Annotated in this window: 13 protein-coding genes and 2 tRNA genes; 11 read left to right on the forward strand and 4 right to left on the reverse strand. The window is 68.1% G+C overall.

Annotated features, from left to right (window positions below; genetic code table 11):
* The first annotated feature begins 15 nt into the window (after positions 1-15).
* A complete protein-coding gene (locus EEJ31_RS10415) occupies positions 16-1131 on the forward strand; it encodes an enolase C-terminal domain-like protein (protein ID WP_123046242.1) in 1116 nt (371 codons plus the stop codon).
* Between the two features lie 10 nt (positions 1132-1141).
* Here EEJ31_RS10415 and EEJ31_RS10420 read toward each other — a convergent pair whose 3' ends face one another.
* Complete coding sequence (locus EEJ31_RS10420) at positions 1142-2977, reverse strand: thiamine pyrophosphate-requiring protein (protein WP_123046243.1); 1836 nt, start codon at positions 2975-2977, stop codon at positions 1142-1144.
* A 236-nt stretch (positions 2978-3213) separates the two neighbouring features.
* On the opposite strand from EEJ31_RS10420, the gene serA reads away from it, so the two are divergent.
* Positions 3214-4806, forward strand: a complete 1593-nt coding sequence (gene serA / locus EEJ31_RS10425) for a phosphoglycerate dehydrogenase (RefSeq protein ID WP_123046244.1) — start codon at positions 3214-3216, stop codon at positions 4804-4806.
* Positions 4807-4875: 69 nt separating this feature from the next.
* On the opposite strand, the gene EEJ31_RS10430 is transcribed toward serA, so the two are convergent.
* Positions 4876-5127 (reverse strand): DUF6458 family protein, encoded by a 252-nt coding sequence (locus tag EEJ31_RS10430; protein WP_123046245.1) that lies wholly within the window; start codon positions 5125-5127, stop codon positions 4876-4878.
* A gap of 104 nt (positions 5128-5231) precedes the next feature.
* Here EEJ31_RS10430 and EEJ31_RS10435 point away from each other — a divergent pair, with 104 nt between their 5' ends.
* The 3 genes from EEJ31_RS10435 to EEJ31_RS10445 are packed head-to-tail and all read left to right on the forward strand — an operon-like array spanning position 5232 to position 8170.
* Positions 5232-6305 (forward strand): 3-isopropylmalate dehydrogenase, encoded by a 1074-nt coding sequence (locus EEJ31_RS10435; protein ID WP_123046246.1) that lies wholly within the window; start codon positions 5232-5234, stop codon positions 6303-6305.
* Entirely contained in the window at positions 6302-7423 is a 1122-nt protein-coding gene (locus EEJ31_RS10440) for a branched-chain amino acid aminotransferase (RefSeq protein ID WP_123046247.1), read from the forward strand. Before EEJ31_RS10435 ends, EEJ31_RS10440 begins: the two co-directional genes overlap by 4 nt.
* A gap of 18 nt (positions 7424-7441) precedes the next feature.
* On the forward strand, positions 7442-8170 hold the full coding sequence (locus tag EEJ31_RS10445) for a fumarylacetoacetate hydrolase family protein (protein ID WP_123046248.1): 729 nt from the start codon (positions 7442-7444) through the stop codon (positions 8168-8170).
* A 26-nt stretch (positions 8171-8196) separates the two neighbouring features.
* Here EEJ31_RS10445 and EEJ31_RS10450 read toward each other — a convergent pair whose 3' ends face one another.
* The gene (locus EEJ31_RS10450; RefSeq protein ID WP_123046249.1) at positions 8197-8583 is read right to left on the reverse strand and encodes a ChaB family protein; all 387 of its coding nucleotides are present in this window, start codon (positions 8581-8583) and stop codon (positions 8197-8199) included.
* 85 nt (positions 8584-8668) lie between these two features.
* Between EEJ31_RS10450 and gltX the strand changes: the two genes are divergently transcribed.
* From gltX to EEJ31_RS13905, 5 genes are all read left to right on the forward strand, one after another.
* On the forward strand, positions 8669-10189 hold the full coding sequence (gltX, locus tag EEJ31_RS10455; RefSeq protein ID WP_123046250.1) for a glutamate--tRNA ligase: 1521 nt from the start codon (positions 8669-8671) through the stop codon (positions 10187-10189).
* Positions 10186-11148, forward strand: a complete 963-nt coding sequence (locus tag EEJ31_RS10460; RefSeq protein WP_123046251.1) for an NAD(P)/FAD-dependent oxidoreductase — start codon at positions 10186-10188, stop codon at positions 11146-11148. The genes gltX and EEJ31_RS10460 overlap by 4 nt, the downstream gene beginning before the upstream one ends.
* Positions 11149-11240: 92 nt before the next feature.
* Positions 11241-11312: transfer RNA gene (locus EEJ31_RS10465), tRNA-Gln, on the forward strand.
* Between the two features lie 232 nt (positions 11313-11544).
* Positions 11545-12069 carry a hypothetical protein gene (locus EEJ31_RS10470; protein WP_123046252.1) on the forward strand — a complete coding sequence of 175 codons (525 nt, stop codon included), beginning with the start codon at positions 11545-11547 and terminating at the stop codon, positions 12067-12069.
* Between the two features lie 226 nt (positions 12070-12295).
* Positions 12296-12442 (forward strand): hypothetical protein, encoded by a 147-nt coding sequence (locus EEJ31_RS13905; RefSeq protein WP_158603941.1) that lies wholly within the window; start codon positions 12296-12298, stop codon positions 12440-12442.
* Between the two features lie 2 nt (positions 12443-12444).
* On the opposite strand, the gene EEJ31_RS10480 is transcribed toward EEJ31_RS13905, so the two are convergent.
* On the reverse strand, positions 12445-13083 hold the full coding sequence (locus EEJ31_RS10480; RefSeq protein WP_123046254.1) for an MBL fold metallo-hydrolase: 639 nt from the start codon (positions 13081-13083) through the stop codon (positions 12445-12447).
* A gap of 93 nt (positions 13084-13176) precedes the next feature.
* On the opposite strand from EEJ31_RS10480, the gene EEJ31_RS10485 reads away from it, so the two are divergent.
* Positions 13177-13249 (forward strand) — tRNA-Glu (locus tag EEJ31_RS10485).
* Positions 13250-13326 lie beyond the last annotated feature (77 nt).

Raw genomic sequence — 13326 nt, forward strand, 5'->3', positions numbered from 1 at the left:
AAGGAAGGCCCCACGATGACGACACTGCACCACGACACGGTCATCGACACGGTGGACGCCCGCGCGTACACCGTGCCCACCGACGCCCCCGAGGCCGACGGCACCATCGCGTGGAACTCCACGACGATGGTGCTGGTGCGCGTGAGATCCGGTGACACGGTGGGCACCGGCTGGAGCTACGCGCCCCAGTCCTGCGCAGTCATGGTGACCGAAACGCTTGAGCGCTGGCTCACCGGGCAGAACGCCATGGACATCGGCGCCCGGTTCGACGCCATGGTGAAAGGGGTGCGGAACGACGCCCGGCAGGGAGCCTTCGGGTACGCCATCTCAGCGGTCGACACCGCCCTGTGGGACCTGAAGGCACGCCTGCTCGGGCTGCCCCTGTTCCGGCTGCTGGGCGCGGTGCGGCCCGACGTGCCGGTCTACGGCAGCGGCGGGTTCACCACCTACTCCGAAAGGCAGCTCGCCGACCAGCTCGGCGGCTGGGTGCACGGGCAGCGGATACCGCGGGTGAAGATCAAGATCGGCCAGTCCTGGGGGCAGGACGCCCGGCGGGACCTGGACCGCATCGGCCAGGCCCGGGCGGTCATCGGCCCCGACGCGGAACTGTTCGTCGACGCGAACGGCGCGTACACCCGCAAGCAGGCGATCCGCGTGCTTCGGGCGGCCAGCGCGCACGACGTGCAGTGGTTCGAGGAGCCGGTGTCGTCCGATGACCTGGACGGCCTGCGCGAGGTGCGCGACGCGGTGGACGCCGACGTGGCAGCGGGGGAGTACGGGTTCGACCTCACCTACTTCCGCCGGATGTGCCAGGCCCAGGCCGTGGACTGCCTGCAGGTGGATGCCACCCGCTGCGGGGGCATCACCGAGTGGCAGCGGGCGGCGGCCGTCGCCGGGTCGTTCGGGCTCCAGGTTTCGGCGCACTGCGCCCCGCACGTGCACGCGCATGTCGCGGCCGCGACACCCAACCTGCGGCACATCGAGTGGTTCCACGACCACGTGCGCATCGAGGACATGTTCTTCGACGGCACCCTCGACCCGCAGGGCGGCACGGTGAGCCCCGACCCGACGGCACCCGGGAGCGGGCTCGACTTCCGGGAACCGGACGCCGAGCCCTTCCGGGTGCGCTGAGCCGGCCCGGCTACCGCTCCTTCTCGTCGTCGTCGTGCCCGATGTGGAGTGCGCCCTTGACGCGCTCCACGCCCTCGGAGACGAGGGCCTCCGCCGAGTCGCGCACGACGCCCAGGGTGAACGGGTCCTTCTTCAGCAGCGCCTCGGCGGTGTTCTTGGCGAACTCGAAGGTGATGTGCGGCGGAAGCGGCGGCACGTTCTTGCTGGTGTGGGCGTCGATCAGGGTGATGCCGCGGGTGGCGAACGCCGTGTCCCACGCCGCCGCCACGTCGTCGTCGCTCGTGACCCGGATGCCCGTGAAACCGAGGAGCTCCGCCCATCCCGCATAGTCGACCGATTCGACGTCCTGGGAGGTCTCCCATACCGGGTTCGCGTCTTCCGTTCGCATCTCCCACGACACCTGGCTCAGGTCGTTGTTGTGCAGGACCATGATGATCAGCTGCGGGTTCTCCCACCGGTTCATGTACTTCTTGATCGTGATGAGCTCGTTCATGCCGAGCATCTGGAAGGCACCATCGCCGATGGTGCAGATCACACTCCGGTCGGAGAACGCGAACTTCGCGGCGACCGCGTACGGCATCGCCGCGAGCATCGTCGCCAGGCGACCGGAGAGGTCGCCCATCATCCCGCGCTGCAGCCGGATGTGGTGGCCGTACCAGTCGGCCGTCGTGCCGGCATCCGCTGTGACGATGGCACGGGGCGGCAGGCGCTTGTTCAGTTCGAAGTACACCCGGCGCGGGTTGACCCCGTCGGGGTAGCTCAGCAGTGCCTGCGCTTCCATCTCGTTCTCCCACTCCACCATCTCGTGGGCGACCTTGTCCTGCCAGGACAGGTCGGTCTTCGCCTCCAGATGGGGGATGAGGGCCGCGAGCGTGGACTTCACGTCACCCCAGAGATTCAGTTCGGTCGGGTATCTCAGGCCCATCTGCTCCGGCTTCAGGTCGACCTGGATGGCGCGCGCCTGCCCGGTCTTGGGCAGGAACTGCGCATACGGGTAGTTCGTACCGAGGAGGACGAGCGTGTCGCAGTCGTCCATCTGGTTGAAGCTCGGGAGCGAGCCGAGAAGTCCGAGCTGCTGGCTGTGGTGCGGAACGTCGGCGGGGACGACCTGCTTGCCGCGCAGGGCTGTGATGATGCCGGCACCGGCCAGCCGCGCCGCCTCCAGCACCTCGTCAGTGGCGCCGTTCGCCCCGTGGCCCACCATGAAGGTGACCTTCCGGCCGGCGTTGATGATGCCGGCCGCGCGGATGATGTCCTCCTCCGGGGGGGTGATGGCCGTTGACGGAGCCACGGCGCTCGACCGCGATACCCAGTTGGCGCGCGGGGGCGCCTCGATCTCCATGCCCTGCACGTCGTGCGGGATGATGATGACGGCCGGCCCGAGGTGCACGCGTGCCGAGCGGAACGCGGTATCGACGACGGCCTGCGCCTGCTCCGGCGCGACGATCGTCTTCACGTACACCGCGACGTCCGAGAACGTGCGTTCGAGGTTGCTCTCCTGCTGCCCGGAGGTGCCGAACGCGTCGAGGCCCTGTTGCCCGACGATCGCGACGACGGGCTGGTTGTCCATCTTGGCGTCGTAGAGGCCGTTGATCATGTGGAAGCCGCCGGGGCTTGACGTGGCCATGCAGACGCCCACCTCCCCGGTGAACTTCGCGTGCGCGGTGGCCATGAGGGCGCAGATCTCTTCATGCGTCGGACGCACGTACTCCAGCCCGTCGCCCGCCCGCTCGGCTTTGCCGAGGGCGCCGTCGAACTCCCCGATCCCGTCGCCCGGGAATCCGAAGACCCGGCTCACCCCCCACTCGCGGATCCGCTGGATCACGAAGTCACTCACGGTTGTCATGTGCTACCTCTTTCATCGTCCCAGGGCGGGTGGCCCTCGTTCCACGGTAGTCAGATGCTCCCGAATTTCTAGGTGGGGCCCCAGCCGGCACGTGCCGGATCGGGAGAGGATCATTCACTCGCGCGTCACACTGCGCATAGTGCGATGGCGCAGCCGATAGAGTTTTGTGATATCTGGCGCCTCGCGGTCGCGGCGCAAGCCTCCCATCCCGTCTGCCACCGAAGGGTTCATTTTCCGTGCCGAAGCCAGTCGTCCTGATCGCCGAAGAACTTTCCCCCGCCACCGTCGACGCCCTCGGGCCCGACTTCGACATCCGTCACGTCGATGGAACCGACCGCCCGGCGCTGCTCGCCGAGCTCGCCGGCGCCGACGCGATCCTGGTGCGCTCGGCCACCAAGGTCGACGCGGAAGCCATTGCGGCCGCGAAGCAGCTCAGAGTCATCGCCCGCGCCGGTGTGGGCCTCGACAACGTGGACATCAAGGCGGCCACGGCGGCCGGCGTGATGGTGGTCAACGCGCCGACCTCCAACATCATCTCCGCCGCCGAACTCACCGTCGGGCACATCCTCAGCCTGGCCCGTCACATCCCGGCTGCACACGGGGCGCTCGCCGACGGCCAGTGGAAGCGCTCCAAGTACACGGGCGTGGAACTGTACGAGAAGACCATCGGCATCATCGGCCTCGGCCGCATCGGCGCCCTCATCGCCGCGCGCATGCAGGCGTTCGGCACGAACGTCATCGCGTACGACCCGTACATCACCTCCGCCCGCGCGCAGCAGCTCGGCGTGCAGCCGGTGAGCCTCGAGGAACTGCTCAAGCAGTCCGACTTCATCACCATCCACATGCCGAAGACGCCGGAGACCACCGGCATGATCAGCAGCGAGCAGCTTGCGCTGATGAAGCCCACCGCGTTCATCGTGAACGTCGCCCGCGGCGGCCTCATCGACGAAGACGCCCTCTACCAGGCCCTGCAGGATCACACGATCGCCGGCGCCGGCCTCGACGTCTTCGTCAGCGAGCCGCCGGCCGAGTCGCCGCTGCTCGGCCTCGAGAACATCATCGTCACCCCGCACCTCGGCGCCTCCACCGACGAGGCGCAGGAGAAGGCCGGCGTCTCGGTCGCGAAGTCGGTGCGCCTGGCGCTCTCGGGCGAACTCGTTCCCGACGCCGTCAACGTGGCCGGCGGCGTCATCGACCCCTACGTGCGCCCCGGCATCCCCCTGGTCGAGAAGCTCGGCCGCGTCTTCTCCGGCCTCGCCCAGCACAGCCCGCTCACGAGCGTCGACGTCGAGGTGCGCGGCGAACTCGTCGACTACGACGTCAGCGTGCTGAAGCTCTCCGCCCTCAAGGGCATCTTCGGGAGCGTCGTGAGCGAGAACGTGTCGTACGTGAACGCGCCGCTCCTCGCCGAGCAGCGCGGCGTGGCCGTGCGCCTCCTCACTGACCCGGAGTCGCCGGAGTACCGCAACGTCATCACCCTGCGCGGCGCCCTGGCCGACGGCTCCCAGGTGTCGGTCTCGGGCACGCTCACCGGCACCAAGCAGATCGAGAAGATCGTGGAAGTGAACGGCTACGAGGTGGAGGTACCGTTCGCCGAGCACCTCATCGTCATGCTCTACACCGACCGACCGGGGATCGTCGCCGTCTACGGCCGTGAGCTCGGTGACGCCGGCATCAACATCGCCGGCATGCAGATCGCCCGGCACGTGGCGGGCGGAACCGCCCTCAGCGTACTCACCGTCGACTCGCCGGTTCCGTCGGGGCTGCTGGCGTCGCTCAGCGACTCGATCTCGGCGGACCTGCTGGTGGAGATCGACCTCAGCGAGTAGCGCGGCCGACCACGCGTAAAACGGATGCAGGCCCCGGCGAACCGGGGCCTGCATCCGTTTGTCGTCTCTCTAGATGTCGTCGACCGACCGGCGCTGCTGGGTCACCTGCTCGCCGTTGACCGGGTCCACCCCGGTGCGCGTCGTGCTGACGCTGCTCCGGCGACGCATGAGGAGTGCGATGCCGATGAGAACGATGACCACCCCCGCGCCCATGAAGATGTAGCCGACGAGGTCGAGGTCGATCCAGTCGACGCTGAAGTTCAGCGCCCACACCAGGATGGCGCCGACGACGAACAGGAAGATACCGAATCCGATACTCATGATGACTCGCTTTCGTCTGCTTGTCAGGTTTTGTCCAGCATAGGCACAACTTCGGCGGCAGTAGGGTTTAGCTACCGATATTTTTCTCTTCCTGCAGGAGCGCCATGTCTCGACGAATCAAGCTCGCCCTCATCCCCGGAGACGGGATCGGACCCGAGGTCGTCGCCGAGGCTGTCAAGGTTCTCGACGCCGTCACGGCTACCGAGGACGTCACGTTCGAGAAGTCGACGTTCTCGCTCGGTGCGGCGCGCTTCCTCGAGACCGGCGACGTGCTGCCCGACGACGAGCTGGAGGCCATCGCCTCCCACGACGCGATCCTGCTCGGCGCGGTCGGGGGAGTGCCGGGCGACCCGCGGCTCGCGGGGGCGAACATCGAGCGTGGGCTGCTGCTGAAGCTCCGGTTCACGCTCGACCACTACGTGAACCTGCGCCCGAGCGTGCTCTTCCCGGGGGTGCCGAGCCCGCTCGCGAACCCGGGTGAGGTTGACTTCGTCGTCGTGCGCGAAGGCACAGAGGGCCCGTACGTCGGCAACGGCGGCGCTATTCGCGCGGGGACCCCGCACGAGGTCGCCAACGAGGTCTCGGTGAACACCGCCTACGGCGTGGAGCGCGTCGTTCGCTTTGCGTTCGAGACCGCGAAGAGCCGCCCACGCAAGAAGCTGACCCTCGTGCACAAGACCAACGTGCTGGTGTTCTCCGGCAGTCTCTGGCAGCGCACCGTCAACGCCGTCGCCGTCGAGTACCCCGAGGTGACCGTCGATTACCTGCACGTCGACGCGGCGACGATTTTCCTCGTCACGAATCCCGGTATGTTTGACGTCATCGTCACGGACAACCTCTTCGGCGACATCCTCACCGACCTCGCCGCCGCGATCAGCGGCGGCATCGGGCTCGCGGCCTCCGGCAACATCAACCCGGGCGGCCGATTCCCCAGCATGTTCGAGCCGGTACATGGTTCGGCGCCCGACATCGCGGGCAAGCAGCTGGCCGACCCGACGGCAGCGATCCTCTCCGTTGCCCTCCTGCTCGACCACCTCGGGTTCCCCGACGCGGCACAGCGCGTGCGTGCGGCCGTCACGGCCGACATCGCGGCTCGAGCAGACACGCCTTCGCGGCGGCGCACCACCGATGTCGGTGACGCGATCGTCGCCCACCTCCACGACAAGGGACTCGAATGACCCCGACAGACACCCAGGAACACACCACCTACCCGCTCGCGTTCGCGCTGACCCCGTCGACGACGGCACGCGAGCAGGCGGAGCGGGAGCGGATCCTCGCCGATCCCGGGTTCGGCAAGCACTTCACCGACCACATGGTCGCCATCGACTGGACCATCGAGGACGGCTGGCACGACGCCCGGGTCGTTCCGTACGGACCGCTGCAGATCGACCCGGCGTCGTCGGTGCTGCACTACGGGCAGGAGATCTTCGAGGGGCTCAAGGCCTACCGGCACGAAGACGGCTCCATCTGGACGTTCCGTCCCGAGAAGAACGCGGAACGCCTGCAGCGCTCCGCGCACCGCCTCGCGCTGCCCGAGCTCTCGACCGAGGACTTCCTCGAATCCATCAGGCAGGTCATCGCCGTGGATGGCTCCTGGGTGCCGAGCGGCGGGGAGACCAGCCTCTACCTTCGCCCGTTCATGATCGCCAACGAGGTGTTCCTGGGCGTGCGGGCGGCCAACAAGGTGAGCTACTACGTCATCGCGAGCCCGGCCGGCGCCTACTTCAGCCAGGGCGTCGCCCCGGTGAAGATCTGGCTGTCGACCGAATACTCCCGAGCCGGGCGGGGCGGCACCGGCGCCGCCAAGTGCGGCGGCAACTACGCGGCCTCGCTGCTTCCGCAGATGGAGGCCTACGAGCACGGCTGCGCCCAGGTGCTCTTCCTCGACGGCGAGACCGGCCAGCACATCGATGAGCTCGGCGGCATGAACGTGATGTTCGTGTACGGCAGCGACCGGATCGTCACACCGCGGCTGACCGGGACGATCCTCGAGGGTGTCACGCGCGACAGCATCCTGCAGCTCGCGCGCGACCGTGGCATGACGGTGGAGGAGCGCGACGTGACGATCGACGAGTGGCGCGACGGAGTAGCATCCGGTGCCATCACCGAGGTCTTCGCGTGTGGCACGGCCGCCGTGGTCACGCCCATCTCGCAGCTGAAGGGCGCGGATGTGGAGATCGGCGACGCCGGCGCGCCGGCCGGCGCGATCACTCTGTCACTGCGGCAGGAACTCACCGACATCCAGTACGGCCGCGTGCCCGACCGGCACGGCTGGCTGACCCGCCTCGACGCCTGAGCAGGAAGGCCGCTTCACGTGAAGATCGCACGATTCAGCCATGACGGAGCCATCGCATTCGGTGTGGTGGACGACGACGACCTGGTGGTGCTGCAGGGCGACCCGATGTTCGCCGGCTACGAGCCGACGGGGGAGCGCGTGCCGCTGGCCGACGCCAAGCTGCTCGCCCCGGTGATCCCGCGCTCGAAGGTCGTGGTGCTTGAGGATGCCGACGACGACGGCTTCCTCTTCACACTGAAGCCGAACACGACGGTCATCGGCCCGGGCGACGCCATCGTGCTGCCCGCGCAGTCCGACGACGTCGTCGCCCACGGAGAGCTCGCGGCGGTCATCGGCCGCATCGCGAAGAACGTGACGGCGGCGGATGCCGGCGGCGTGATCTTCGGCTACACGGTGGCGAACAACGTGCTGGCCCGCGACCTGCAGGAGGAGGACGCGCAGTCCTCCCGGGCCATGAGCTTCGACTCGTTCTGCCCGCTGGGCCCGGTCATCGAGACGGAGCTCGCTGCGGCGCCGGAGGTCGAGGGGAGCGTGGGCGGACGGGTATTCCAGAGCGGCGATGCCGAGCAGGCGATGCAACGGATAAACGCTGCGGTCGCCTTCCTCTCCGGCATCTTCACGCTCCTGCCCGGCGACGTGATCGTCGCGGGCGCGAGCGGCGACGAAGGCGCGCTCGCCGACGGGGACACCGTCACGGTCGAGATCGCCGGCGTCGGCGCACTCGCGAACCCGGTGCGGAAGGCCTAGTCGCACCGCGTGAGGGCTCGCTGCGCTCAGTCGCTCTGGCGGGTGCGCTTGGCGTTCTCCTTCTCGATCGCCTTCACCAGCCCGTCCTTCGACATGTCGGAGCGACCCGAGATGTCCAGGCGCTTCGCCACGTCGTAGAGGTGCTCCTTGCTGGCGTTCGCGTTGACGCCGCCGGCCGTGTCCGCGTCCGGGTCGCCGGCCGCCCGGTCGTCGGAGGGTCCGCGCTTCTCCTTCTCCTCCCAGTGGTCGCCGACCTTCTCGTACTCGTTCTTGAGCGCGGCGAAGGCCGTGCGGTGCGAGCGTTCGCCCTCGCCGTACTCCTTGACCGCAGAGTCGTGCACCTTCGACCACAGGTCCTGCGCGTGCTTGGGTGAACGGCGGATGGTGTCTGGCATTTCCTCGGATGCGGGCATCGTTCCTCCTCGGTTCGTTGCGTCTCTTGCCGACGCTACCCCCGCCCCGCGGCCCACTCCACGCGGGCAACTAGAATCGTCGGTGATGTCTGAGACAACTGCACACCCGTTCTCCACCGCCACCGGCGCCGACGTTCGCGTTCGGTTCTGCCCGTCACCGACCGGCACGCCGCACGTGGGCCTCATCCGCACCGCGCTGTTCAACTGGGCGTACGCCCGGCACACCGGCGGCACGCTGGTCTTCCGCATCGAAGACACGGATGCCGCGCGCGACAGCGAGGAGAGCTTCGACCAGATCATCGAGGGACTCCGCTGGCTCCGTCTGGACTGGGACGAAGGCGTCGGCGAGGGTGGCCCGCATGCGCCGTACCGCCAGTCGGAGCGCTACGGCATCTACCGGGACGTGATCGAGAAGCTGAAGGCGTCGGGCCACATCTACGAGAGCTACGCCACCGGCGAGGAGATCGAGGCCCGCAACGTCTCGCTCGGCCGGGACCCGAAGATGGGTTACGACAACTTCGAGCGCGACATCACCGAGGCCCAGCGTGAGGCGTACCGGGCGGAGGGCCGCTCGCCGGCGCTCCGGCTCCGGGTGCCCGACACCGACCTCAGCTTCGACGACCTCGTGCGAGGCGAGATCACGTTCCCGGCCGGCTCGTTCAGCGACTTCGTCGTGGTGCGCCCGAACGGGCATCCGTTGTACCCGTTCGTGAACCCCGTCGACGACGCGCTCATGGGCATCACCCACGTGCTGCGCGGCGAGGACCTGCTGTCGTCGACGCCGCGGCAGATCGCCCTGTACCACGCGCTCATCGACATCGGTCTGACCACGTTCGTGCCCCGGTTCGGCCACCTGCCGTACGTGATGGGGGAGGGCAACAAGAAGCTCTCCAAGCGCGACCCCTCGTCGAACCTGTTCCACCACCGCGACCGCGGCTTCATCCCCGAGGGCCTCGTCAACTACCTGGCGCTGCTGGGCTGGTCGCTCACCCACGACCGCGACGTGTTCTCCATCGAGGAGATGGTGGCCGCGTTCGACGTCGTGAACGTCAACCCGAACCCGGCCCGGTTCGATCTGAAGAAGGCGGAGTCGATCAACGGCGATCACGTCCGCCTGCTCGACCACGCCGACTTCGCCGAGCGCACCATTCCCTACCTCGTCGCCGCCGGCGTGGTGCAGGAGCCGCTGAACGACCGCGAGCGGGAGATCCTCGCCGAGGCGGCCCCGCTCGTGCAGGAGCGCATCGCCCTGCTCGGCGAGGCGCCCGCGATGCTCGGCTTCCTGTTCACGCCCGCCGCGGAGCTCGAGTACCAGGAAGACGCCCGCTCGTCGCTCCCGCAGAACGCGGGCGAGATCCTCGCCGCGGCGAGCGGCGTGCTCGAGGAGGTGCCCGACGCCGAGTGGACCCACGACCGGGTGCACACCGCGCTCACCGAGGCACTCATCGACGGCCTCGGGCTTAAACCCCGGGTCGCATTCGGACCGCTGCGGGTGGCCGTCTCGGGGCGCCGGGTGTCGCCGCCGCTGTTCGAATCGATGGAGATCCTCGGCAAGGCCGACTCCCTCGACCGGCTCTCCCGGTTGGCGCGCACCCTGGCGCCATGACCGAGCACGTAGACGCCCTCGTCATCGGCGCGGGCCCGGCCGGGCTCGCGGCATCGCTGAGCCTCGTGCGGGCGCGTCGCAGCGTGCTGCTCGTCGACAGCAATCGACCCCGCAATTCGGCGACGCTGCACGCGCATGGGTTCATCACCCGCGACGGCATCTCGCCGCTGGAGCTGCGCCGCCTGGGGCGCGCCGAGTTCGAAAGCTACCCGGGCGCTGCTTTCCACAGCGGGCTGGTGCGGTCGGTTCTGCCCGCCGACGAGGCCGGCGACGCCCGCTTCACCGTCACCACCAAGGGCATGCGGGGGGAGCCGAACCGGGAGGTCACAGCGCAGGCCGTGCTCATCGCGACCGGTCTGGTCGAGACGCTGCCGGCGCTTCCCAGCATCCGCGCCTGGTACGGCACCAATCTGCACAGCTGCATCGACTGCGACGGCTATGAGAAAGCGGATGCCGCGCTCGCGTTGATCGGGGAGAGTTCCGACCTCGCCGAGCGGGCCTTCCTGCTCTCGCAGTGGTCGCGCGACCTCATGGTGTTCACGAACGGCGTCGGCGAGGTGACGGCCGAGGAAGAGGCCGCCCTCCGGCGACGTGGCATCAGCGTCGACCGCCGCGCCATCCGCGACATCGTGGGGGAGCAGGGCGCCATGACGGGCGTCGAGCTCGAAGACGGCGAGGTGATTCAGCGGGAAGGCGGGTTCGTGCGGCCGCAGTGGACGCCCGCCGCGCTGTCGTTCCTGCAGCACCTGCCGGTCGAAACGGATGCCGACGGCCTCATCCTCGTCGACGACCACGGGCGCACCTCTGTGCCCGGCCTGTACGCGGCCGGGGACTCGATCGCGCCCGGCGCGGGGCAGCTCATGGTGGCGGCGGGGACCGGGGCCCGCACCGCCGCAGCGGTCAACCGTGACCTGCTCGGGTCGCTCCTCGATGTGTACCGGGACGGGCCCGGGGACTGACGCCCGCGCTCCTTGCTGACCGCGGCTCAGTTTGTCGAGGCCCGGCCGCGTGGGTTAGAGTTGCACGTCGGCCCGGTTGCCCGGGTGGACGGTGGGGTATGGTGTAATTGGCAACACGGCTGATTCTGGTTCAGTTGTTCTTGGTTCGAGTCCAGGTACCCCAGCATTTCGACCCGCCTCGTGCGGGTCTTTTGCTTTAACAAAACCCACGCCCGCCCTACCGCGAACTGTGAGTCGTGCAATCGTCGCGCCCGTGCGAAAGGGTGGTCTACTCTCAGTTCGCGGGATGGGGAAGCGGGGTGCATGGGAGTGGTTCGAGTCGCACATTCCCCCAGTTCTGGAGTCATTTCTGTGGACAACCTGCACGGGAGCCGTGGGGAGGGATAGAGTGCGCACATGAGCACTCCTCACTATGACAGCGGATCCTCTCTCCCTCCCTATCAGGCGAACGCCTCCGGACTGGGTTACACCGGCACGCGCCCGGCGCCGCCGACGCAGGTCACAACGGCCTTCTGGCTCTACATTGCTGCGGCGGCGCTCAGCATCGTGAGCATGATCATCTCGCTCGCGACGCTGGGGCCGAGGAGGGAAGAGGCACAACGCCAGCTTGAGTCGAGCGGGCAGCCCGTCTCGGGCAGCACCTTGGACGCGATCATGACCGCCGCAGTCATCTTCAGCGTCGTGTTCGTCATCTTCTGGGTGGCCGTGTACGTCCTTTTTGCGTTCTTCATGAAGCGCGGCGCGAACTGGGCTCGCTGGATACTCACGGTTCTCAGCGTCCTGTCGTTGTTCAGCATCCTGAGCAGCTACGGGGTTGGGGCACTGCAGGCGCTGGCGGCCGTCGTCGCGGCCGTTCTGATGTGGCTTGCTCCCGCGCGCGCGTACTTCCAAGCCGTGAAAGAGAGCAAGCAGCACGCTTAGCAGCGCCCGCGGGCGCACGCTGGTCACGATTCGATGACGAGTTGCGCCAGGACGCGTCTCACGTGAGAGGCTCCGAGCATGCAACGCCGGAGCGCTCTCACCATCGGGGCCGTCCTGGCGCTCAGGCTGTCCGGCTGTGGCGGCGTCACGGCCTTTCCTCAGCCGCAGTCCTTGCCCACCGACCGAACTGGCGGTCGTCGCGCCGACCACTGAGGGGGACCCGATCGTGACCTTCTACCGCACGGCCCCGGGCATGCAAGGGTTCGAGATGTATGTGAACGGGGCGTTCGATAGGTACGGGTCGGGGGACTGGAGCCACCTCACGTGCCCGGGCGGCGACGTGACCCTCCTGAACGGATGCGTCGAAGGCTAGGCCTACAGGTCGAGCGACTCGTGCGGCTCCAGCGGGAAGAACTCGCCACCGTTCTGCTCGGTCGCGGCCTTGATGCGCCCGTTGGACATGTCTTTGCCCGCCCGCGAGAGCACCATCTCATGAGTCGGGAAGCTCCGTCGGGGCTTCACGGCGAGCACGTAATCGATGACCTCACTGATCTTCAGCCACGGGGCACCCGCCGGTACTGCCAACGTTCCAACGGCGACGCCCTCAGGCACGACGAAGGAGTCGCCGGCGTAGTAGAGCTCGTCGTTCACCAGCACGCCGACATTGTCGACCACGGGGATGGAGTCGTGGATGACGGCGTGTTTCCCGCCGAAGAATCGGAGGGTGAACGGCCCGGCCTCGAGCGTGTCGCCCGCCGAGACCACGGTGATGTCGTACCCGGACGCCGCCGCGGCAACGCCCGCCGGGGCGAAGATCCGCAGCCCGGAGTTCATGCTGATGATGCGGTCGAGCTGCTCCGGCGTCCAATGGTCGGCGTGCTCGTGCGTGATCACGACGGCTACGGCGCTCGACGTCTCGGTGAGGGCGGTCGTGAACGACCCGGGATCGATGAAGAGCTTCTGCCCGGCGCTCTCGAGAACCAGCGCCGCATGCTCCATCTTGGTCAATTTCATGATCCGAGCTAATACCGAATCCCTGCCGAGCGCAACGCGGCTCGGTTTGCCCGTGCAGTCGCTCGTGTGGCATACTCGACAAGTTGCAAATGCGGCCCCATCGTTTAGCGGCCTAGGACGTCGCCCTCTCACGGCGGTAACGCGGGTTCGAATCCCGCTGGGGTCACAACCGCAGAAGCCCTCTCGCGTTCATCGCGGGAGGGCTTCTTTCTTGCCTCCCCGAATGCGAACCCGACGCGCGGG

It is taken from the genome of Cryobacterium tepidiphilum (assembly GCF_003716325.1).
Taxonomy (GTDB): domain Bacteria; phylum Actinomycetota; class Actinomycetes; order Actinomycetales; family Microbacteriaceae; genus Cryobacterium; species Cryobacterium tepidiphilum.

What these genes read in the sequence shown, in the direction of transcription:
- EEJ31_RS10415 (WP_123046242.1), top strand. Translation starts at nt 16, where the DNA reads ATGACGACACTGCACCACGACACGGTCATCGACACGGTGGACGCCCGC.
- EEJ31_RS10420 (WP_123046243.1), bottom strand. Translation starts at nt 2,977, where the DNA reads ATGACAACCGTGAGTGACTTCGTGATCCAGCGGATCCGCGAGTGGGGG.
- EEJ31_RS10430 (WP_123046245.1), bottom strand. Translation starts at nt 5,127, where the DNA reads ATGAGTATCGGATTCGGTATCTTCCTGTTCGTCGTCGGCGCCATCCTG.
- EEJ31_RS10435 (WP_123046246.1), top strand. Translation starts at nt 5,232, where the DNA reads ATGTCTCGACGAATCAAGCTCGCCCTCATCCCCGGAGACGGGATCGGA.
- EEJ31_RS10440 (WP_123046247.1), top strand. Translation starts at nt 6,302, where the DNA reads ATGACCCCGACAGACACCCAGGAACACACCACCTACCCGCTCGCGTTC.
- EEJ31_RS10450 (WP_123046249.1), bottom strand. Translation starts at nt 8,583, where the DNA reads ATGCCCGCATCCGAGGAAATGCCAGACACCATCCGCCGTTCACCCAAG.
- gltX (WP_123046250.1), top strand. Translation starts at nt 8,669, where the DNA reads ATGTCTGAGACAACTGCACACCCGTTCTCCACCGCCACCGGCGCCGAC.
- EEJ31_RS10460 (WP_123046251.1), top strand. Translation starts at nt 10,186, where the DNA reads ATGACCGAGCACGTAGACGCCCTCGTCATCGGCGCGGGCCCGGCCGGG.
- EEJ31_RS10470 (WP_123046252.1), top strand. Translation starts at nt 11,545, where the DNA reads ATGAGCACTCCTCACTATGACAGCGGATCCTCTCTCCCTCCCTATCAG.
- EEJ31_RS10480 (WP_123046254.1), bottom strand. Translation starts at nt 13,083, where the DNA reads ATGAAATTGACCAAGATGGAGCATGCGGCGCTGGTTCTCGAGAGCGCC.